The organism is Leptospira sanjuanensis (assembly GCF_022267325.1).
Lineage (GTDB): Bacteria > Spirochaetota > Leptospiria > Leptospirales > Leptospiraceae > Leptospira > Leptospira sanjuanensis.
The window spans coordinates 1,454,754-1,474,032 of sequence record NZ_JAIZBG010000001.1 but is presented as its reverse complement, the minus strand read 5'-3'; the positions used below and the strand labels follow the sequence as shown (position 1 = coordinate 1,474,032).

At 45.7% G+C, this 19,279-nt stretch carries 18 protein-coding genes and 2 pseudogenes; 9 read left to right on the top strand and 11 right to left on the bottom strand.

Annotated elements, in window-relative coordinates:
* Positions 1 to 156 precede the first annotated feature (156 nt).
* Positions 157 to 1,335: an LIC_12337 family protein gene (locus LFX25_RS06690; protein WP_238729529.1), complete on the bottom strand. Its 1,179-nt coding sequence runs from the start codon at positions 1,333 to 1,335 to the stop codon at positions 157 to 159.
* Between the two features lie 11 nt (positions 1,336 to 1,346).
* Positions 1,347 to 1,547, bottom strand: a complete 201-nt coding sequence (locus tag LFX25_RS06685) for an LIC12338 family lipoprotein (RefSeq protein WP_238729528.1) — start codon at positions 1,545 to 1,547, stop codon at positions 1,347 to 1,349.
* 284 nt (positions 1,548 to 1,831) lie between these two features.
* Here LFX25_RS06685 and LFX25_RS06680 point away from each other — a divergent pair, with 284 nt between their 5' ends.
* The 5 genes from LFX25_RS06680 to LFX25_RS06660 all read left to right on the top strand — a co-directional run bounded on the left by LFX25_RS06680 (position 1,832) and on the right by LFX25_RS06660 (position 7,811).
* Positions 1,832 to 2,443, top strand: a complete 612-nt coding sequence (locus LFX25_RS06680) for a TIGR04282 family arsenosugar biosynthesis glycosyltransferase (protein ID WP_238729527.1) — start codon at positions 1,832 to 1,834, stop codon at positions 2,441 to 2,443.
* 96 nt (positions 2,444 to 2,539) lie between these two features.
* Entirely contained in the window at positions 2,540 to 3,502 is a 963-nt protein-coding gene (locus LFX25_RS06675) for a hypothetical protein (RefSeq protein ID WP_238729526.1), read from the top strand.
* Positions 3,503 to 3,667: 165 nt separating this feature from the next.
* On the top strand, positions 3,668 to 4,279 hold the full coding sequence (locus LFX25_RS06670; protein ID WP_238729525.1) for a toluene tolerance protein: 612 nt from the start codon (positions 3,668 to 3,670) through the stop codon (positions 4,277 to 4,279).
* Between the two features lie 6 nt (positions 4,280 to 4,285).
* The gene (locus LFX25_RS06665) at positions 4,286 to 7,231 is read left to right on the top strand and encodes an efflux RND transporter permease subunit (RefSeq protein ID WP_238729524.1); all 2,946 of its coding nucleotides are present in this window, start codon (positions 4,286 to 4,288) and stop codon (positions 7,229 to 7,231) included.
* Position 7,232: 1 nt separating this feature from the next.
* Positions 7,233 to 7,811: an MXAN_6521/LA_1396 family lipoprotein gene (locus tag LFX25_RS06660; RefSeq protein WP_238729523.1), complete on the top strand. Its 579-nt coding sequence runs from the start codon at positions 7,233 to 7,235 to the stop codon at positions 7,809 to 7,811.
* Between the two features lie 71 nt (positions 7,812 to 7,882).
* On the opposite strand, the gene LFX25_RS06655 is transcribed toward LFX25_RS06660, so the two are convergent.
* Both LFX25_RS06655 and LFX25_RS06650 read right to left on the bottom strand, forming a co-directional pair.
* The gene (locus LFX25_RS06655) at positions 7,883 to 8,311 is read right to left on the bottom strand and encodes an LA_2478/LA_2722/LA_4182 family protein (RefSeq protein WP_238729522.1); all 429 of its coding nucleotides are present in this window, start codon (positions 8,309 to 8,311) and stop codon (positions 7,883 to 7,885) included.
* A 109-nt stretch (positions 8,312 to 8,420) separates the two neighbouring features.
* Positions 8,421 to 9,380, bottom strand: a complete 960-nt coding sequence (locus tag LFX25_RS06650) for an amidohydrolase family protein (RefSeq protein WP_238729521.1) — start codon at positions 9,378 to 9,380, stop codon at positions 8,421 to 8,423.
* Positions 9,381 to 9,493: 113 nt separating this feature from the next.
* On the opposite strand from LFX25_RS06650, the gene LFX25_RS06645 reads away from it, so the two are divergent.
* On the top strand, positions 9,494 to 9,763 hold the full coding sequence (locus LFX25_RS06645) for a DUF1145 domain-containing protein (protein WP_135573288.1): 270 nt from the start codon (positions 9,494 to 9,496) through the stop codon (positions 9,761 to 9,763).
* 127 nt (positions 9,764 to 9,890) lie between these two features.
* On the opposite strand, the gene LFX25_RS06640 is transcribed toward LFX25_RS06645, so the two are convergent.
* From LFX25_RS06640 to LFX25_RS06630, 3 genes are all read right to left on the bottom strand, one after another.
* On the bottom strand, positions 9,891 to 11,546 hold the full coding sequence (locus LFX25_RS06640; RefSeq protein ID WP_238729520.1) for an LA_3751/LA_3752 family putative glycosyltransferase: 1,656 nt from the start codon (positions 11,544 to 11,546) through the stop codon (positions 9,891 to 9,893).
* Positions 11,537 to 12,346 carry a glycosyltransferase family 2 protein gene (locus LFX25_RS06635; RefSeq protein WP_238729519.1) on the bottom strand — a complete coding sequence of 270 codons (810 nt, stop codon included), beginning with the start codon at positions 12,344 to 12,346 and terminating at the stop codon, positions 11,537 to 11,539. Before LFX25_RS06635 ends, LFX25_RS06640 begins: the two co-directional genes overlap by 10 nt.
* Positions 12,347 to 12,548: 202 nt before the next feature.
* Positions 12,549 to 13,460 carry an NAD(P)H-dependent flavin oxidoreductase gene (locus LFX25_RS06630; protein WP_406600482.1) on the bottom strand — a complete coding sequence of 304 codons (912 nt, stop codon included), beginning with the start codon at positions 13,458 to 13,460 and terminating at the stop codon, positions 12,549 to 12,551.
* Positions 13,461 to 13,543: 83 nt separating this feature from the next.
* Between LFX25_RS06630 and LFX25_RS06625 the strand changes: the two genes are divergently transcribed.
* Positions 13,544 to 13,849, top strand: coding sequence for a putative quinol monooxygenase (locus LFX25_RS06625; RefSeq protein ID WP_238729517.1), 306 nt, complete (start codon positions 13,544 to 13,546; stop codon positions 13,847 to 13,849).
* Here LFX25_RS06625 and LFX25_RS06620 read toward each other — a convergent pair.
* Positions 13,791 to 15,105 (bottom strand): annotated as a pseudogene (locus LFX25_RS06620) (adenylate/guanylate cyclase domain-containing protein). The gene LFX25_RS06625 and the pseudogene LFX25_RS06620 sit on opposite strands and share 59 nt — an antisense overlap.
* A gap of 110 nt (positions 15,106 to 15,215) precedes the next feature.
* Here LFX25_RS06620 and LFX25_RS06615 point away from each other — a divergent pair.
* Both LFX25_RS06615 and LFX25_RS06610 read left to right on the top strand, forming a co-directional pair.
* Positions 15,216 to 15,635, top strand: coding sequence for an Rrf2 family transcriptional regulator (locus LFX25_RS06615; protein WP_238729516.1), 420 nt, complete (start codon positions 15,216 to 15,218; stop codon positions 15,633 to 15,635).
* Positions 15,636 to 15,839: 204 nt separating this feature from the next.
* Positions 15,840 to 16,832 carry a S1C family serine protease gene (locus LFX25_RS06610; RefSeq protein ID WP_238729515.1) on the top strand — a complete coding sequence of 331 codons (993 nt, stop codon included), beginning with the start codon at positions 15,840 to 15,842 and terminating at the stop codon, positions 16,830 to 16,832.
* 389 nt (positions 16,833 to 17,221) lie between these two features.
* On the opposite strand, the gene LFX25_RS06605 is transcribed toward LFX25_RS06610, so the two are convergent.
* The 3 genes and pseudogenes from LFX25_RS06605 to LFX25_RS06595 form a co-directional block, all read right to left on the bottom strand.
* Positions 17,222 to 17,929 carry a pirin family protein gene (locus LFX25_RS06605; protein WP_238729514.1) on the bottom strand — a complete coding sequence of 236 codons (708 nt, stop codon included), beginning with the start codon at positions 17,927 to 17,929 and terminating at the stop codon, positions 17,222 to 17,224.
* Positions 17,930 to 18,017: 88 nt separating this feature from the next.
* On the bottom strand, positions 18,018 to 18,791 hold the full coding sequence (locus LFX25_RS06600) for a DNA alkylation repair protein (RefSeq protein WP_406600520.1): 774 nt from the start codon (positions 18,789 to 18,791) through the stop codon (positions 18,018 to 18,020).
* Positions 18,777 to 19,148: pseudogene (locus LFX25_RS06595) on the bottom strand (iron chaperone); the annotation flags it as partial. The gene LFX25_RS06600 and the pseudogene LFX25_RS06595, both read right to left, overlap by 15 nt.
* Between the last annotated feature and the right edge of the window lie 131 nt (positions 19,149 to 19,279).

Sequence of the window (19,279 nt, the reverse complement as noted above, 5' to 3'; positions counted from 1 at the left end):
CAAAAAAGCCTCCGAAACTCGGAGGCTTTTAAAGGAAGATTTTGTCTTATGCGGTTTACGAAACTCCGAACCTGTTTTCGGAATCGAAAAGACGCTGCGATCGCAAAATTCTCATTCGACAACACATTCGAATTTACATCGAACGCATTTACGACATCAAGGAACGGTTGCGAAAGAGATCGTAATCGCGTCGATATACGCCTTCGTCAGAGTATCCCAACTCGAACCGGCAGGGCTTGTTGTTGCCGCGGACTTTCCGACGGTTCCAACTCGGTCATACAATCCGTCCACGCGAGTCGCTTGGATAAAGTCCGCAGGAATCGCACTCGCGGCAACGCCTTCGGAAATAAAACCGTTGAAGTTGAACAGACCGTATGTCGGCGTAAAGTTTACGAACGCATTTACGGTCGTATTACAAGTGATCGCTTGTCCGGCCGTGATCGCGGCTTGTTCCAAACCGCCCTTTGCGGTTACGTTCAAACTTCCGTCCAGTTTTTGACTATAGGCAAGTTTGTAGTATTCTCTTCCGGCTCCCGGACAAAGTCCTTGATTGGCCGAATATCCCAGCAAAGCTGTTTGTGAGTTGATCGGAACAAGATTCGTAGTCCCGTTGAAACTCACGACCGACTTGAAACAAAACACGGTGCGGTTGTCCATCTCTTCTAAGATGACTCTTCCCGTATCCACGTCTTGGCCGAGAGAATCCGAACCCAACGGTCCTTTCCAAGAATACGTCTGGATCAAACCTTGATTCGGAAATCCGGTGATCACGGGTTGAACCACATAACTTTCAATCAACGCGGTAGCACCGGCCCAACGACTCGGATCGAGTCTGCTCAACTGATACAAAAGAACCGCACCGTCTCCGGAAGCCGACCTCGGATCATCGTCAAAGAAAAACTGCAACGCAGGCTGGTTATCGGAGGAAGAACGAAGTTCGAAAAAGTTCGTATAAGAAGCCGGAGCGGAAAGAGTGGACGGTTGATACGAAACGTTTCCGGAATTCAATTTCAAACGAAGCGTGTATAAATTTCCGTTGAAGTTTTGATTTGCGAGAGTGATGTTCGCGGTCGTTCCTGCGGGGAAAACTCTGCGGATCGCAAAGATCAAATCGTCCATAAACAAAGAGTTTCCGCGGGCCCAGGTTGCCGACTGGCGCACAAATCCCCAACTGTCCGCGCTTGCACGAAGCGGTTCAAGCAATTCCAAACGAACGGGAAAGGGTTTCGGAGAATCCTCTCTCACGAAAAAAGGAACTCGGTCGCTGCGGAAGCTAAGTCCTAAACCTAAAAAAACGAGAATCGCAAATGCGAAAAGAATCCATGACTTCTTCATTTTGATTTTCCTCATTGAGCGATTCCTTTCGGAACGATGATAAAAAAGCCGGTCTTACTCTGTTCCACATAGGGTTGAGTCGCCAACCAAAGAAGAATTGCGTTGTTGGTATCGTCGTTGTTTTCCTTCTTCTTACAGGCTCCGATCAAAAGAGCGCTGAAGAGGACGATCGCAAGAATTCCGGCGGAAAGAATATTGCGAAAAATTTTCATAAACTTCCTCCCTCATGACTGAGGCTTTACTAGTTTCAACATCCAATCGAATCGGTTTTTTCAACTCGATCGAATTTCTCTTTACAGCCGATTCCCTTACTCGAATTTACATCTACGACAAGTCTGCGCCGTTCAGAATCCCATTTTAAGAAATCGGATTCTTATAAACTATAGGAAGGAAAACTCTGGTCAATCAGGATTCTCATTCGATTGGGAACACCATTCCTTACTAATTATAAGGCATTCGGTTTCTCTTTATAAGAGGCTTAAAACCGCACATACGCATGGATAACAAAGAAACTCTCATTCTTTTTTTAAAAAACCCCAGAATCGGCCAAGTGAAAACGAGGCTGGCCGCGGGACTCGGAAACGAAGCCGCGCTGAACGTCTACGAACAGCTCGTCGAAATCACACAAAAGCAAGTCGCGGGTTTAGACCTTCCCGTTCGATTGTATTTCGATTCGATTCCCGAATTTTTATCCGGTAAATGGGGAAATCAAGTCAGCGCCCACCTGCAATCGGGGGAGGATTTGGGTTTTAGAATGTCCAATGCGTTTTCCGAAACGTTCTCGCAAGGAGCCCAAAAAGCGGTCATCATCGGAAGCGATTGCCCCGACCTCGAAACCAAACATATCCGCGAAGCGTTCTCGGCTCTCGATCAGTCCGACGTGGTGCTCGGTCCGGCCTTGGACGGAGGATATTATCTCTTAGGACTTAAGTCATATCTTCCGGAAATCTTTCGCGAAGTTCCTTGGAGCACCGATCGAGTGTTCGCAGGTACATTAGAAAAATTGCAACTTTTACGAAAGAACGTTTGGATTCTTCCCAAACTCGGCGACGTGGACGAACCGGAAGACTTAGGTCCGTACATTCGTTCCGGCAAAATCGTTCTTTAAACGGACCTACTTTTTTCGACGCAGAATTTAAACCGGCCCGCCGTTCCCCGTCGATTAAAAGGTTTTCATTTCGAGAGCGTCGACGAGAATTCGTCCATGCGATTTTTTCGGAACCTGCCGATCCTTGTCTCGATTCTTCTGTTGGCAAACGCGTCGATGTCTGCGCAGGCAAACTCGGAACGCGTCGGTCCCGAGTCTTCGGACGCGTATCTCAAACTCAAAAACGTCAAGTTCCGTCTGGAAGATAAGATCTATTTCACGGTCAACCGTCTCACCGTTCAGGCTTCCTCCAACCGGAAGAATTCTCCCGTGAATTTCAACGATCCGGATTCCTTTCATCTCAATCTGTTTCAAGGAGACACCGAATTCGAGATCTCCGTTTTGGAATTTCTATTCAATGAAAATGTAAAGTCTTTTCCGGACTTTCCATTACGAAATTTGAAACTATCCACGATCGAAAAGGACGGCAAACGCAAGATCCGAATTTTGGGAGAATATAAACTCGTTTTCTGGGTGGACGTGGAAATGATCTGCGATCTGGAACTCGTACCGAACAGTTCGATGCTGATTTTAAAATCGGAACGGATGAACGCGGCCGGAATTCCGGGTGCGGGAGATCTTTTATCGAGCCTCGGTGTGGGACTGAAGGAACTGCTTCCCATTCCGAAAGGAAGAGGTTTGGAAATCGTGGATAAAAGTTTTCGCATTCAATCCTTTCTTCTTTTGCCTCCTCCGAGAATCCAAGGAACCATCAGTAAAATTTCTCTTTTGCCCGATCGGATCTTGGTTCGTTTCGATACGAACAATATTCCTCCTCTTCCGAATCTGGAGTTTCAACCGGGAACTCCGAATCAGATCCGGATTTCCGGCGGAGAAATTCGAGTCGGTTCCGTTTCTCTCAAAAACACGAGTCTGCTTCTGATCGATCAGGATCCTTCGGACCTTCTCGACTTTCATATGAAGAATTTGCTCGTTCAACTTTCTCTCGGTAATCTGAATCTGAATTCTAAGGGAGATCTAAAGGTATTTCTTCCGGATTACGAGGATTTGAAAAAATAAAAAAATTCAATCCGACCCAGATTATAGAAAGACGCAAACCTCCGCAACCCGCCGATTTAATTCCGTTGACGTCCCCCTACAGATTCGGAATGCTGTAGGAAGGTTCCGACAATATCCGAACGGTATTCGCTTTGGTTCCCCAAACTATAACAACAGGTACGTGTTGTGAAAAAAATTATTTCCATTCTTTTTCTTTTATCTTTGGTAACTCCGTCTTTTCTTTTCGCGCAGACGACGGAAACGAATCCGACTCCTCCCACAACGGAAAACGCGGCTCCGACCGAAGAAACCCCTTCCGACGAAGAACAAATTACTTCCACGGTTAAAAAGCTCATCGGTTTTATCCGCTATAAAAAGAACGATAAGGCGATCGCGATCATCAACGTTAAGCAGTTCACAAACCAGCTTTTAAAATCTTCCGGTAAAATCGCGGATGCCGACCGAAAAGAATTCGAAGACGCGATCCAAGAATTCATCATTCACCGCAGTTTTCCGATCGCTCATAAATACTTCGATAAGATCGACATCAACTACGAAAAACCGGTGATCAAAGGAGACAACGCGACTCTCGCTTCCTCCATCATCTGGAACGGTTCCGAAAGAATCACCTTCTCCTGGATTCTGATGAAGATCGAGGGAACCTGGTTCGTCACCGACTTCTTAAACGAAGGCAAATACGCTTCCGAAACGAACCGAGTTAAATCGGTGGAACCTTCCCTCAAAAAGAACGGAATGAAACAAACAATCGCTCTGATCAAAAAAGAAGCAAAGAATTAAAGCGAAATGAGACAACTTCTTTCCAGAGTCACAGATTCGATTCTTTTAAACCCGATCCGCTCGTGCAGCGTCCTCGCCGTGTTTCTTCTTTTGTCCCTATGGCAGGCCTCCAAACTCACGGTAAACAGCAACAACCTCGATCTTCTTCCGAAGGACAACCCTTCCGTCGTCAAGACGCAGAAAGTGATCGAGATGATCGGCGGGAACGGATTCTACATTCTCAGCATCAAGTTCAAAGACGAAAAGGGAATGACGGAACATCTCGTCAAAGCCTTTGCCGCCAAAAAAAAAGGGCAGCCGGAGATCGCCGAGAAAGAGCTGAAAGAAGCCGAAACGATAAAACAAAAAAACGTTTCCTATTACAAAGAGCGGGAGAACGCGATCAAGAAAGCTTCGGACGTCTTAAACGAAAGACTTCTGAAAGAAAAGGATTACGTTCAATACATTTCCTATCGTTATAACGTTTCGTTTTTGCAGGATAGACTTCCCCTCTTCCTAAAAACGGAAGACTTAGTCGAAGTGCGCAAACGGGTCAAACGCAAGATCGACGAAGAAGTCGAAAAAGCGAATCCGTTCTTCATCAAACTGAGCGACGAGGAATATAACCCGGACTTCAACGATATCCTCGCCAAGTATCAAAAACTTGCAAAAAGAGATATATTCGACGAATATAATATTTCTCCCGATAAGGGAATGCTGATCTTTCTGATCAAACCGGCCGGTTCGTTCACGAACATCGAGTTCAACATCGCGCTCGATAAAAAAATCAAGGAAATCGTAACGGAACTCGCGCTGGACAAAAAAGGAATTCAAGTCGGTTATACGGGAACGTATCGTCTTCACCTCGACGACTACGAAACGCTGATGGCTGCGTTGAAGCCGATCGCAGTCGCATCCTTAATCGGAATCGCGATTCTTCTTTTGTTCTTTTTTAGAAATCCTCTTTTTATTCTGATTCTACTCGTTTCTCTTCTTTCGGGAATCCTGTTCTCTTTCGGATTGACTACGATCGTAATCGGTCAACTCAACTCGGTTACGAGCATCATCGCTTCGATCCTGATGGGACTCGGGATCGACTACGGAATCCAATTCTTATATCGTTTCCGCGAAGAATTCACCCGTAAACAGGACATGCTCCGTTCGATCAAGGATACGATCTATCACACGGGGATCGCTTCGTTTATTTCCGCCTTGACGACCACGTCTGCGTTCGTCGTTCTTGCGTTCTCCGAATTTCGAGGATTCAGCGAATTCGGGATCATCGCGACCTACGGAATTTTGATCATCGCGGTTTCCATGTATGGAGTGACCGCGCTTCAGATCACGCTGTTGTTCCGTTTGTTTCCGTCGCTTAAAAGCAAGTTTTTGTTATCCGCAAAAGAGCAGACAACTTCTCCGCTTCTCTACCGTTTTTACAAAAAACCCGGCCTTTTGACGTTAGTCGTCCTTGTGTTCGTCGTGGTGATTTCATTCTTCAGTTTCGCGCCCGGAATCCAGTTCAATTATAACGGACGGGATCTGATGGTGGACAACCTGGATTCCGTCAATCTCTACGACGAGATCGGAGATCGATTCGATATCAGTTCCGATCCGCAAGTCATCGTGGTCGATACATTGGAAGAATCCGAAGCCGTATTCGATTATATGACTCCGGTTCCGGACGAAATCGCGGGTTCGGTGGATCAAGTGGTTTCTCTTTGGAACTTCGTTCCACCGAAAGGACAACAAAGAGCGAACCTGAAGGTTCTGAAACAACTGCAAACGGATATGAAACCGGTCAAAGCGGGATTCTTAAAACCGGAACAAAGAAAGTATCTTCCGGTCGTAAAAAAATATCTGAGCGTAAAGGAATACGACGTTTCCGCAGTTCCAGTTTACTTCAGTTCTCAGTTTAAGGAAGTAAAAGGTTCCAAAGAAAAAGGACATCTCGTATTCATCTATCCGAAGGTGGCGCTTTGGCACGGACAAAAACTTCTGAAGTTTTTTGACGCAGTGGGAGAATTGCATTATCCGAAATTGTCCAGAAGAGTCTTAAACACCCTTCTCTACAATGAAAACGGAAACTCCGCAACCGATCCGGTCAAAGACAAATGGAACTCGGGAGAAGAACGTCTCATCGTAAAAGCCTTGAACACGTATTCGGCCGATCAATTCAAAGACCTCGGACTTTTGGAAGGGACGATTTCCTTTATCTTAAAAACAAGACCGTTTTCGTCTTTGGAACAAGCAAGATCGCATCAATACGTTTCGAACACTGCGGGAAGTTTGATCCTATTCGCGAATCTGATCAAGATCGTTCAAAGAGAAGGAGTCGCCGCCTTCCTCATCACATTGGTCTTGGTCGTGATCGTGTTGATCCTATTCTTCCGAGGAATCGTTCCGGCGCTGATCTCACTCATTCCTCTTGTCCTCGGAATTTTCGTGACGCTCGGAATCATGGCCGCGTTCCGAATTCAGCTGAACTTTATGAACGTTCTCGTGTTTCCCGTGATCGTCGGCTACGGAATCCAAAACGGAATCTATATCTACTATCGATTCCGAGAGGATCACGACGTTGTCCGCGCCATGTCGATGGTGGGACCGGCAATCATCGCTTCCACGTTAACCACTCTTGTCGGATGGAGTTCCCTTTTGATCGCCGATCAGAAAGGTTTGAAGTCGATCGGAGTCGTAGCTTCCATCGGGATCGCATCTTCTTTAATCATCGCATTGAGCCTCGTTCCAGCGGTTTTGGAAATCGTATATCGTTCCCGCAAAGAAGAGGAAGAAGAATCCAAACCGATCGGCTTCGTCGAAGAAGAATCCGATTCTTCTTCGACTACGGAAGGTGCGTTTGCTTCGAAGTCGACGGCTTCGGAGCCCGCTTCTTCCAAAAAAGCGGCCAAGAAGAAAACGACTAAAACCGCCGAGACCAAAAAAGCCTCTCCGAAAAAGAAAAAAGGAACCCATTAGAATGTTACGATATTCTTTTATACTCGTTTTAGTTTCCCTTACGATTGCGAATTGCACCGTAAAATACGTCAAGGCCGCTCCGGTCTGGGAAAAGGAATTGACCACCTTCAAAAGACTGGCCGTTGCCGTTCCCGTGGAAAGCGAGGCCGGGGTTTCCGAAAAAAAACTCGCTTCCAAAATCGCGGAAAACTACCTTTCTCACCATAAGGAATTTATCATCTATCCGTATCGTTCCGGTAACGCCGTTTGCGGAGCTTCCGATAAGAAGGTTCAGGGAATCTTCCAGTTGAAAATCCGAGAGAAGGAAAACGGCGACAAGGTGGAACTGAGCGCCCTTGCGAAAGTGATTCATTGTGCCAAGGGGGAAACTCTCTGGGAAGGATTGGCGGAGAATTCTTATTCTAAAAACACGGAAGAGAATCAATCTCTCATCAACACATACACGCAGCTTTACGGAAAAGAAATCGCCGGCAAGGTCAATGCGTATTTCTTTTTACTTCAAAGCCTTTTGGATAAACTGGAAAGCCCCGTTTTAACGGAGGAAGAAAAGGACGAAAAGATCGAGGTCGAAGCAAGATAAGAATTCTTCCTTTCGAAATCCGCACACTCATTTTTATGACGCGCGGCGCTTCGCGATGGAAAGAACGAGGGTTACTTGGCGGACGGGGAGGAAATCGTTTCGAGGAACGTGTTGTATTCCACACATTCAGGAATTTGATAGGTTACGATCGAACCGCAATCGGCGCGTTCCACGCTTTTGATACAAAGCTCCGCTTCCAATTTCAGATTATCGCTGAGTTTTTTTAATACGATCGGCTCCGACTTATCATAGTCGTAATTGAAATCGCTGTAACACTGCGCGTTATCCGGATAAGTTAAAGCCGCTTCCTTTCTCAGTTTGCCTTCAAGAGAAGCGAGATACGGCTCTTTACAACGGCTCATCTGCGAACAATAAGCCTCCGCGACTTTTTTATAAACTTCCGCGGAAGCGGACTGCGACACCGGATTCTTTTTTCCGCAATCGGCCGTGAGGATTCCCGCTAAAACGAGTCCGAAACTTACCGTAAAAATGCCGCGCATATAGAAAGAATAGAGATCGAACCCTCGTTGGCAAGTTTTTTCCTTACGCCGAACGAGCGCCGAAGTTCCGAATTCACATACAAGAAAAACGTCGATTTAGGACTTCGGATTAAATCGGAATCCCGAAAAGGCGGGCGCTGTTTTCCAGAAAGATCTTTCGTTTGGTCTCGGCGCTCAAGGAAGAATTCAATAAATTGCAGATCGGATGACTGAGCGCATACGGAATGTTCGGAAAATCGGAACCGAAATGAACCCGATCCGGATACCGTTCGAGAATTTCGAGATACGGATCCGTCTTTTCACCAGTCGCCAAAAAATCCACAAAAACCATCGTAGTATCCAAACGAAGCTCGGGAAAAATTCCGAGAAGCTCCGCATATTCCCAAACTTCCGAGGCACCCATATGTGCGACGACCACCTTCAGTTTCGGATAACGTTCGATAAAGGATTTAAAATATCGAATATTCGTATAAACTCCCGGAAGCGGAGCGTCCCCCGAATGAATCACGAGAGGAATTCCTTTCGATTCAAGATATAAAAACGTGTCCGCAAGATCGGACCTCGTCAGATCCAGCCGCCCCACTTCGCAATGAAGTTTAAAACCCCGAAAGCCGTATTCCTCCACGGCGCGTTTCGTATATTCCAGACAACCTTCTTCCGGAAAAAAAGTTCCGAAAAGAATCGCACCTTTCGTATGTTGATGCGTTTCGAAGGTCCAGCGGTTCAGACCTTCCGCCATTCTTTCCTTGTGCGCGTAGTTGAGAGTCGTAAAACGATGAATTTTATTTTTCTTTAAGGTAGCAATTCTTTGCGTTTCATTTTCACGATACGCGATCTCCCAATGAACTCCGTCGAACCATTTCCAAATTCGCTTCATCACGTATTCGGGAAAGAAATGCGAATGAATGTCTATGATAAACGGAAGTCCGTATTTCTCCATCAAAGGGAGGTGAGCGGGAGAATCGTCGTCCCTGAGCGGAGGAAGATTTTTCGGATTCTTCCAAGGAAAGGGAGAATGATCCGAAGCGGCTCGGTTGGAGGAAAGAATATGATGACAACAAGGAAGCATGTCTTCATTTTTCCGTTCGCAAAGAACAAGTCAATCGATTGTCCTCTTTTTTCCTTGACTGATCGATTCGGGAAGGTTCAATAACGGAAATTTTTTTAGGAAAAACAAAGCTAATGAACCCACTCTTACAAGCCGCAAAAATCGTATCCGCATTCTTCTGGATCGTCTTCGGAGCCGATCTATTCGGTTTTATTCAAATGGGAGAACCTCTGGACTTTTTGATCAAGGTGGTCGGATTCGGAACTCTCGCAGTACATTTGATGGAGATCGCTTACTTCTGGCTCACCTTCAAACATAAATCGACTAACCCGGCGTTAGACGCTCTTCAGATTCTTGTCTTCGGAGTCTTTCACATGATTCCTCTCCGAAACAAACAAGCTTAGAAGGCGCAGAAATAAAAAAACGGCCGAACCATTCGAGCCGTTTTTATCCGAGGATCTATTCCGCTTATTCTACAAACCGCTCCTATAATTCGCGACCTTTATGCGAGCGTCGAAATATAGTGGACGACTAATCTTTATTATCCGAATTTAAAACATAACGTTCCAAAACAAAACCTTCCACGACCTTCCTTTCTTGAAGAGAATACTTCGACGAACGGATCTCATACTTCGTATTGATCCATTCGTCGTAAAAATCCTGAGGTGCGTTGATGTCTTTCGGTGGCGTTAAACCGAAGTAAAATACCTGAAACCCCCTCACTCGATTCTTTTCAAGAACCGATTCCAATCCCTTCCAGGAAGTCTCGTCCTTTGCCACAAAATGGGGTTTGTCCAAATAGGAAGTCGAAACCAGAAACATATCGAAAAGACTTTTATGAACCACCGGAAAATCGGGATAAGCTTTCCATTCTCTCTGAAGAATCTCGTGATGTTTTTTTACGAAGTCGACGACTTGAATATTCTTGCGGGTATGAAATAGACAGAAAAAAATCTGAAGGATACACAAGAAATAAACGGCATAATGCGCGCGCCTTCTTTCGGAATTCTGAACTGTATGAATCACAATTCCGATTAACAAAGTAAAACAATAATACGAAATTTCCGTAAATCGTAAACCCGCATACAAACCTCCCGGATTGTACGGACTAAAGGTCTGCACCAAAAGCATTCCTAAAATTCCGGTAAAGAGAAGAACGGAATATGCACCGCTCCAATCGGATTTTTTCTTTTGTAAAAAGAGAAATCCTATCATTCCAGCAATCATCGGAAAACAATACGAAAACAACCCTACCTGAATCGAAGAACCGAAGAAATACCCCTTCAACAATTCGAGTTTTGTCGTCAGATTTAACTTCAGAAAATCGGAATACGAAAGTTTGCTCCTGATCCCAAGCACAGCTCCGAACTCGTGATAATTATACAATGCGAGGAGTACCCCGCCGGCCAAGAATCCGATCAGCAAAAAGCGAAAACGTTTTAAAAGCTCCGGAATGGATAATTTTAAAAACAAAATCGTTCCCAAACCGAGCGCAAAATAATAGAACACGCTTTCGGAACGTAAAAATACCGCAAGAGAACCCGCAAATCCGTAAAGAACAGCCGTCTTAGATTCTTCCGCTTGAAGTGCAACACCCAATGCCGCATTTAAAAACAACAGAAAACATACGTTCGAGATTACGGTTTCCGAATATTCAAAACCCGAATTTTGCGGATAACCAGTAAGCGCAAGAATCCCAACGGCAAACCCGACCGAGTCGGATACTCCGAAACGTTTCACGGATATGCAAACCGTTAAAAAAGCGGCCAAAAAATAAAACGATAGAATCGCGAAATTTAGAAAGCGATATCCGGTCCATCGATACAAAAGAGCAAATCCCTGCGCAAAAAAAGAAGGATATTGAAATCGGCAGGTCCGATCGGATTTTACCTCTTCCATATAAACGACCCAAGGATAATGAAACGGAAAGTATCGAAACTCTAAATCCCAACGTCCCCCTTCGTAATAACAATCGTGATTGTTAATTCCGTTCTTTGCATATTGAGCCGTTTGATAAACCTTGATTTGAGCATCTGTTTGAATCAAAGGAGAAGCTCCCGAATCCCATTGAAACCGTTTCCAAACAAATAGGACTACGATCGAAACGGAAAGAATCGCAAGAACGATTCGAACCGTTCCTTTTACATTGGAATTTAGAAACAACTTTTCCATTCGAACTACAGCCAATGAATTCCTTTCGGAATATATTTCTCAGGAAGTTCGTTTTTAAAAAAACCTTTCTTGGATTGAATCAGATTAAAATACACGATATGGCGCAGCGCTGCCACTCCGTCTTTCCATGTGATCTTTTTCCCTTCCAAATAATTTCTCGGATAATACGAAATCGGAAATTCCTGAACACGGATCTTGAGTCTAGCGATTTTCGCGGTGACTTCCGGCTCGAAACCGAAACGTTTCGATTCTAAGTTCACGTTTTTGATGATTTCGGAACGAAACGCCTTGTAACAGGTTTCCATATCGGTGAGATACAACCCGCTCAGAAAATTGGAAACAAACGTTAGGAAGCGATTGACCATATAATGAAACGTTCTGTGAACCTGTCTTCCGTCCTTCTTAAATCGGGAACCGAAGACTACATCCGCTTTTCCTCGCATCAAAGGTTCGAGCAGCATCGGAACCTCGTCCATATCGTACTCGAAATCCGCATCCTGCACGATGAGAAAATTTCCGGTCGCGGCCGCGATTCCTGTTTGCAACGCGGCACCCTTGCCTTGATTTTTTTCCTGTAGCAAAATTTGATGCGCGGAACGAAAACGAAACGATTGAAGAATAGAACGAGAATCGTCTTTGGAACAATCGTCGATGAATACTAGCTCCTTATCGGTTGGCAATACGAGCGCATCGATTTTGGTCAAAAATTCTTCCAAATGACCGGCTTCGTTGTAAATCGGTATAATGAGAGAAGTTTTGTCGTTTGGTTTTTTTATTTTGCCGCTTGGCACGGATTTCTTATTTGCGTTTGCCATTCTTCATAACATTTCTTTGGAAGAATGGAAATCGTCAACGGTTTAACCGGGGTTCAAACTACGATCAAAGAGATTTCCGCAACTGCCGCCCCTTCCTGGAAAGCGGAGTGTCGATCACGGTTTTTCCTACTTGCGGATACGTAACGCTTTCCGCCATCGCTTGTCCTTCTATAATCCCGATTACGGACGGGCAGATACGACATCAGCGCGGCAAACGATTTAGAATATCATGATATTCTTTAACCATTCCCTGAACCACGTCCTTTGCGGGAATCAAACCTTGGATCTGAGCCACACCGTGACCCGCGGACCAAATGTCTCTCCAGCGTTTGTATTCTTGATCTAAATTCTGCGATTGTCCGCTGTGCGAAAGATCCCCCGCCTTCTCCACCGATTTTTTCAACCAGTTTGCGGGAATTCCCGAAATCTTCTCGGTATAAACGATTTCTTCCGGGCCGGATTCTATGAGCATTTGCTTGTAACCTTCGGACGCCATCGCCTCGGGCGTCGCAATCAAACGAGTTCCCACATAGACCGCATCCGCATCCAACGCAAGAGCGGCCACCATTTGAGCGCCGCTTGAAATCGCACCCGCCGCGACGATGGGAAGACCGGTTTCTTTTTTGAGATACGGATACAAACTGAACGGAGAAATATTTCCCGCGTGGCCGCCCGCGCCTTGCGCGACTGCGATCAAAGCGTCCGCTCCGGCCTTCGCAACGATGTTCGCGTGTTTCAAGGTGGTGACATCGCAGAAAACTTTCGAGCCGACGCTCTTCGCTTCGCTGACGACGGTGCGCGGACTTCCCAAACTCGTGATCAAAAGTTCGACCTTTGCATCGAGAACGACCTCGAGCTGCTTCGACCAATTGGGGTTATGCGATTTATGAAGAATCAGGTTGACCCCGATCGGCTTCTTCGTTTTAGAACGGATCTCCTGCAATCCGTCTTTAAGTTGTTCCGGAGAACGATAATTGAGAGAAGGAAAACAACCGATTCCTCCCGCTTCGGAAACGGCGACTACCAGATCCGGATACGAGACTAAAAACATAGGAGCTCCGATAATCGGCAGGTCGATTCCGAGCATTTCCGTAATTCGAGTATTCAATTTCATTCTGAGAATTCTTTGAATAACAGTTGTTTTAAGCAAGGAGGATTTTTCTTCCCAAAACGAAACGCGTACGAAATTCTGCAAACATGATCGTGATCCTGTCCTCGTATAAGGTTTTGGAAGAAAAGGTGGAAGAGTTTAAAAAGATCAGCCACGAGATGGCTAAGGAATCCCTCGATACGGAAGAAGGAGTTCTAAGACTCGATGTTCTGCAAGCCGACGGAGATCCCGGAAGATTCGTCTTTATGGAAGTGTATAAGAGCGAGACCGCGAGAAAAAAACATCTCGAGACTCCGCAGTTCATTTCCTGGCGCAGAGCCGTGCCGGAATGGTTCAGCCAAGGAAGCACTTCGATTCAATACAATCCGGTTCACATCGATCTTCTCGGATGAGCGTTTGTTCACCCCGCTAAGAAATACGTGGACACGATTCCTTTTCCTTTGATGTCCACTTCTCCTCGTTTTTCCAACTGAAAGAGAGGAGACGCGGCGCGGTAGAATTCTTCCGTTACGTGAATCTTGCCGGGAATTCCGTGCGATTCCATTCTTGAAGCGAGATTGACCGAATCTCCCCAAAGATCGTAGATGAATTTTTTTCTTCCGATCACACCCGCGACGACCGGTCCCGAATGAATCCCGATCCGAATGTTCAGATTCTCGCGGACCAGTTCCTCATTCGTATTCACTTCTTTTAATATATCCAATGCGAGATTTCCGATTCTCTGGATATGATCTTCGCAGGGAATCGGAATTCCAGCGGCCGCCATGTACGCGTCTCCGATGGTTTTGATCTTCTCCACTCCCCTATGCTCCGCAAGTTCGTCGAGTCTGGAAAAAAATCGATCGAGAAGACCCGCGAGTTCGTCCGGCGTTTTGCGCGCGGCAAGAAGAGTAAACCCTACGATGTCCGCGAATAGGATGGAACATTCGGAAAAGTATTCGGAAATTTGGGAATTCTCGTTTTTCAATCGATGAGCGATCGCGTCCGGAAGAATGTTCCGTAACAGAAGATCCGATTTTTCCTTTTCCATTTCCAGATCTTTCGTCTGCGTATCGATCGTCTTTGCCTGCAAAAACAACTTACGAGTGGTCAACTCCAAGGTATAACCGGCGATCACCGCAAAAAACTCGGAGAACCATATTAGAAAACTATAAACCGCTTTGTTCTGGGAATCCAGACTGTCGTCGATCAAAAGTCCGTATTGATACGCGCCCAAATAGGAAGAAGTCGCGATAAACGCGGGTAACGTGCGGATTCGCAATACCAAAAACGCGTAATACGCGATGATGATCAGAATGGTAAGAAGAATCGCGTGCTGATTCCGGATAAACACGAAACCCACATAGACCGCGACGAATCCCGCGCTCGTATTACCGATAATGGAAACCGGAACCATGCTAAACCGAAATCGCTTTAACGTGGAAAGAAAAAGTCCCAAACCGAAAACGGCGCTTCCCTCCAAAATCCAAAGGACGCGATGATCGCGTATGAGAAGAATATCGTAGAAAAGAAGAAATACCGCGATGTAGCCGAACACCGCCGAGATCGCCCCGATTCTTACGAAAACCGCGATATGATCCCGAAGAAAGGATCTGAATTCTTTTTCCAACGCCGGGTCCAAGAATCGAAGAATATAACTCTGAAACATCGGACGTATTCTTACGGTTTCGGAATCGGGAGCAAGTATTTTTGAAAGCGAAGCTTTCACTTGACATGAATTCTCATTTTCTGTAGTCTGTAACTGAGAGCTTTACAGATATGACGAGTCGATTTACGGTCGCGATCCACATTCTTTCCTTGTTGTCTTTGGGAGAAGGGAAAACCAAAACCTCCGAAGAACTCGCGGAAAGCGTAAACACCAATCCCGTCGTAATCCGAAAGATTCTATCTCTTCTCAAAAACCAAGGAATCGTCCGCAATCAGATGGGACCGAACGGCGGCTATTATCTCGCGAAACCTGCGACGGAAATCAATCTGAAGGAAATCTACGAAGCGATCGACGAAAAGATCTTTCAGATGCATTCCAAATCCCCGAATAAAAAATGTATCTGCGGTCACGCGATCCAACCGATTTTGACCAAGGTTTACGACAAGGCGCAAAGGGTTCTCGAAGAAGAGCTCGGCAGCACCAATCTCGACTCCATCACCCGCGAAATTCTAAGCTTTTCCAAACGCTGATCACCGAAGATCAAGTCTTTTATGAACAGAAATCGTTTGTCGTAGGTACGACAAGTCGCGATTTTTTTTGTTTGGCTTCTTTCGGAATCGATCACCGAAACGTTCCGAATGGGTTTTGAAATAAGATTTCGATTCGTATTCCTGATTGTAACTTTTTCGGATACAAATAAATTCCCGTCGGTCTAATACCTACCCGGAGGTTTTATGATTCAATGGGTTCAATCGGATTCGAAAGAATCCCGGCTTACGAATAAAAACACGAATCCCTCTTCCTCGAACGACGACGAGTTGATGGATGCGTATTCGAAAGCGGTCACGAGCGTTGTCGATACCGTAAGTCCCGCAGTCGTTCATCTCAAAGTGAGCGGCAATCGAATGGGAGGTTCCGGCTCGGGCTTTTTGATTTCACCGGACGGCTTTATCGTAACCAATCAGCACGTGGTTGAAAATTCGCAGGAAATCAGCGCGGAGTTTCCAGACGGAAGAAGTCTCAAAGCGATGAAGATCGGAGAAGATCCGATGACCGACATCGCCGTTCTCAAAGTTACGAGCGATCAATTTCCTTACTTGAATTTTTCCGATCCAACCGCCGTGAAAGTGGGACAACTTGCGATCGCGATCGGAAATCCGCTGGGTTACGAATCCACGGTAACCGCCGGGGTTGTGAGCGCACTCGGAAGAAGTCTCCGTTCCCGTTCGGGAAGATTGATCGAAGACGTGATTCAAACCGACGCGGCTCTCAATCCCGGAAACTCGGGCGGTCCTTTGGTCAACTCCAGAGGACAATTGATCGGAATCAACACGGCGATCATTCCTTCCGCACAAGGAATCTGCTTCGCAGTCGGATCGGGAACGGCAGAATACGTCATCACCCGATTGATGAAGAACGGCTTTGTCAAACGCGGTTATCTCGGAATCGCGGGACAAAATCAATCCGTACCGAATCGACTCAAGATCTTCAACAAACTCGAACAGAATTCGGGCGTGCTTGTCGTCGAGATAGAACAGTCCTCTCCGGCGGCGATAAGTCTATTAAGAAAAGGTGATATGATTTTGACCTTGAACGAACAGACGATCCGTTCGATCGACGACATGCATAGAACCTTGGACGAAAGCACGATCCAAAAGGAACTTCCGATCCGCGTATTGCGCGAGGGATCGCTTAGAACGTTTCGGATTAAAAGCGGGGAAATTTAAAGCGAAGTTCAGGCCGCGCCCGAATCGACCGTTCGAGAGAGATCGATTTAGTTCGGGCCGGGCTCTCTGCTCCTGTCAAGTTATTGCAGTAATTTTCGGATCGAGCGAAACCGAATCGAAAAAAGCAATAACTTGACACCGCTTCGATCCCTCGCGGGTGGAATTGACCGTAGCAGCTCCGACATTTTCCGTATTTTCCGGAGAAGTATGAGTTCCAACATTAGTATCACTTACAAACAAATTTCCTCGAAGGATCTTTAAATGTATGAGTTCCAACAGTACTACCGATATCAAACAAACACGCGCAAAACGTCAGAGGAGCAAAGTGTATTTGCTCCTGGAATCCGACATAAATCGTAAACTGTTGGAACTCATACGTTTCCAGGGATTCAAAGCGGAGTATCGATCGCAAGCAATTCCGACTCTTCCAAAAATCGAACCGTGAGTTTCGCGGAAGCAGGAATACCGAATCCGTCCCTCGCAGATAACTTTTTCCCTTCGATTTCGACCGAACCGGAAATCAAAAAGAAATACACTCCCCCATTTGCATTTTTTGGAATATACTGGATTTCTAAATCTTCATTTCCGTGAGCCAGGGAAAACGTAACGTTTTGATTGATCCAAACGGCTCCGCTATTCTTGTCCGGAGAAACGACTTCCTGGAATTTACCGCGGCGATCATCCACGTTGAACTTCTTCTGTTCGTAACGAGGTTTAATTCCGATTTGATCCGGCAAAATCCAGATTTGCAAAAAATTGACCGGATCGGTCGCGGAAGCGTTGAACTCCGAGTGAACGATTCCCGTTCCCGCGGACATGATCTGCACTTCTCCAGATTGAATCACGGAATGATTTCCTTCGCTGTCCCGATGTTCCAGGCTTCCTGAAAGAGGAATAGAAACGATCTCCATATTTTCGTGAGGATGCGGTGGAAAACCTTTTCCGCCTAGAACGATGTCGTCGTTTAAAACTCTCAGTTTTCCGAAATGCACTCGGCGCGGATCGTAATACGAACTGAAGCTGAACGTATGTCTGCTTTTGAGCCAACCGAAATCCGCCTTTCCTCTTGTTTCTTGCGCGTGATAGACCGTTTCCATAAATCTCCTTGTAAGTTATTACATTTTAGACTCGAACAGAGGCTTTCCGGGAGGAATTCGGGAGCTTATTTTCAATTTTTCGAATATTTCAATTCTTCTTGGAACGGAGATAGAATTCCTTTTCCTTTGGATCCAATCGTTCGACCGCAGCCCGCAGCGTAACTCTTGGCAGAGTTGCACAATGTCGGTTTAAAAAATCGAGCAAACGCGGCTTGTCCTTTTTTCCCGCTTCGCGGACCCAACTCCCTACCGCTTTCTGGACCGTTTCATCACGATCATCCTTGAGAATTTCCGCGATTCGAAAGGTCTCGTTCGGATCCTGATTCATGATAAAATACGAGGTGCTTACGATCGCAGTTCTTCTTTCCATTGGATTTTTGGAACGAGCCAACCTATACAAAGGTTCTCTGGATTTGTCGAAAAGAAAACGGCCGATCACCTGGCCCGCGGAACGATCCACGAGATCCCAATTGTTGATATGTTTGTGATTTTTCATGTATAAATCGAAGAGGCGCTTTCTGAACTTTTGATCGCGTTTCTTGTCTCTCGCCGCAAAATCCAGAATACTCACGGCCCCCATTCGAATTTCGTAATATGGATTTTTTATAAGAACCGCGATTTCCCCCAACGGCATGTTCTTATATTTTTTCGCGGTTTCGAATATTTTCCCCATCTGCACGCCGAGACAAAGATTGGTTTCGCTTCCATTGTGCAGAAATCTGGAATTCTTTTCTAAATCGACTTTCGTTTTAAGAGCGGTCAATTCTTTGATGAATTGTTTTGCGGTAAGTCCGGCCGATTTCTCGTTCCGAATCGAAGGCCCGACCGAACCAGTTTTCGTTCTTTGTTTCTTCTCTTGCAACTCCGTATCTTCTTTGACTCGATACTTTACGATCTTTGTGATCAGCTTTAAGGGTAAAGGTTGATCCAAAGGAAATTGAATCGCGCCCTTGGATGTTTTGTATGCTGTCAGCTCGGGTAGAAAAACTTTGACTCCGATCGAACCGGGATAAAAACCGATGTGATTTTTATATGCGGCAAAGTAGACCAAGTTACGATACAAAGCGAACGTAGGCATCTGATACGCGATTTTTTCCGTAGCCTTTGGAGCCGCTTTGGAGATCGTCGTCCTCATCGTTTTTAAGAGAGATCGGATTTCCTTCGGAAATAAGGCGATATATTCATCTATATTCGAATAACGTAACTTACCGGATTGCATCATTACCCCTTTTCCAACACGTTTCTTTACGTCGTTGTTAAACGAAACGGCTTCGATTTACGACAAAGTTCCGCTCGTTCGGATTTTCATTCTTAGCACAAAGGATTGAATTCCGCAATCGAATTCGGATT

What these genes read in the sequence shown, in the direction of transcription:
- LFX25_RS06675 (WP_238729526.1), top strand. Translation starts at nt 2,540, where the DNA reads ATGCGATTTTTTCGGAACCTGCCGATCCTTGTCTCGATTCTTCTGTTG.
- LFX25_RS06605 (WP_238729514.1), bottom strand. Translation starts at nt 17,929, where the DNA reads ATGGAAACGGTCTATCACGCGCAAGAAACAAGAGGAAAGGCGGATTTC.
- LFX25_RS06680 (WP_238729527.1), top strand. Translation starts at nt 1,832, where the DNA reads ATGGATAACAAAGAAACTCTCATTCTTTTTTTAAAAAACCCCAGAATC.
- LFX25_RS06635 (WP_238729519.1), bottom strand. Translation starts at nt 12,346, where the DNA reads ATGGCAAACGCAAATAAGAAATCCGTGCCAAGCGGCAAAATAAAAAAA.
- LFX25_RS06655 (WP_238729522.1), bottom strand. Translation starts at nt 8,311, where the DNA reads ATGCGCGGCATTTTTACGGTAAGTTTCGGACTCGTTTTAGCGGGAATC.
- LFX25_RS06665 (WP_238729524.1), top strand. Translation starts at nt 4,286, where the DNA reads ATGAGACAACTTCTTTCCAGAGTCACAGATTCGATTCTTTTAAACCCG.
- LFX25_RS06650 (WP_238729521.1), bottom strand. Translation starts at nt 9,380, where the DNA reads ATGCTTCCTTGTTGTCATCATATTCTTTCCTCCAACCGAGCCGCTTCG.
- LFX25_RS06685 (WP_238729528.1), bottom strand. Translation starts at nt 1,547, where the DNA reads ATGAAAATTTTTCGCAATATTCTTTCCGCCGGAATTCTTGCGATCGTC.
- LFX25_RS06630 (WP_406600482.1), bottom strand. Translation starts at nt 13,460, where the DNA reads ATGAAATTGAATACTCGAATTACGGAAATGCTCGGAATCGACCTGCCG.
- LFX25_RS06660 (WP_238729523.1), top strand. Translation starts at nt 7,233, where the DNA reads ATGTTACGATATTCTTTTATACTCGTTTTAGTTTCCCTTACGATTGCG.
- LFX25_RS06690 (WP_238729529.1), bottom strand. Translation starts at nt 1,335, where the DNA reads ATGAAGAAGTCATGGATTCTTTTCGCATTTGCGATTCTCGTTTTTTTA.
- LFX25_RS06610 (WP_238729515.1), top strand. Translation starts at nt 15,840, where the DNA reads ATGATTCAATGGGTTCAATCGGATTCGAAAGAATCCCGGCTTACGAAT.
- LFX25_RS06615 (WP_238729516.1), top strand. Translation starts at nt 15,216, where the DNA reads ATGACGAGTCGATTTACGGTCGCGATCCACATTCTTTCCTTGTTGTCT.
- LFX25_RS06625 (WP_238729517.1), top strand. Translation starts at nt 13,544, where the DNA reads ATGATCGTGATCCTGTCCTCGTATAAGGTTTTGGAAGAAAAGGTGGAA.
- LFX25_RS06645 (WP_135573288.1), top strand. Translation starts at nt 9,494, where the DNA reads ATGAACCCACTCTTACAAGCCGCAAAAATCGTATCCGCATTCTTCTGG.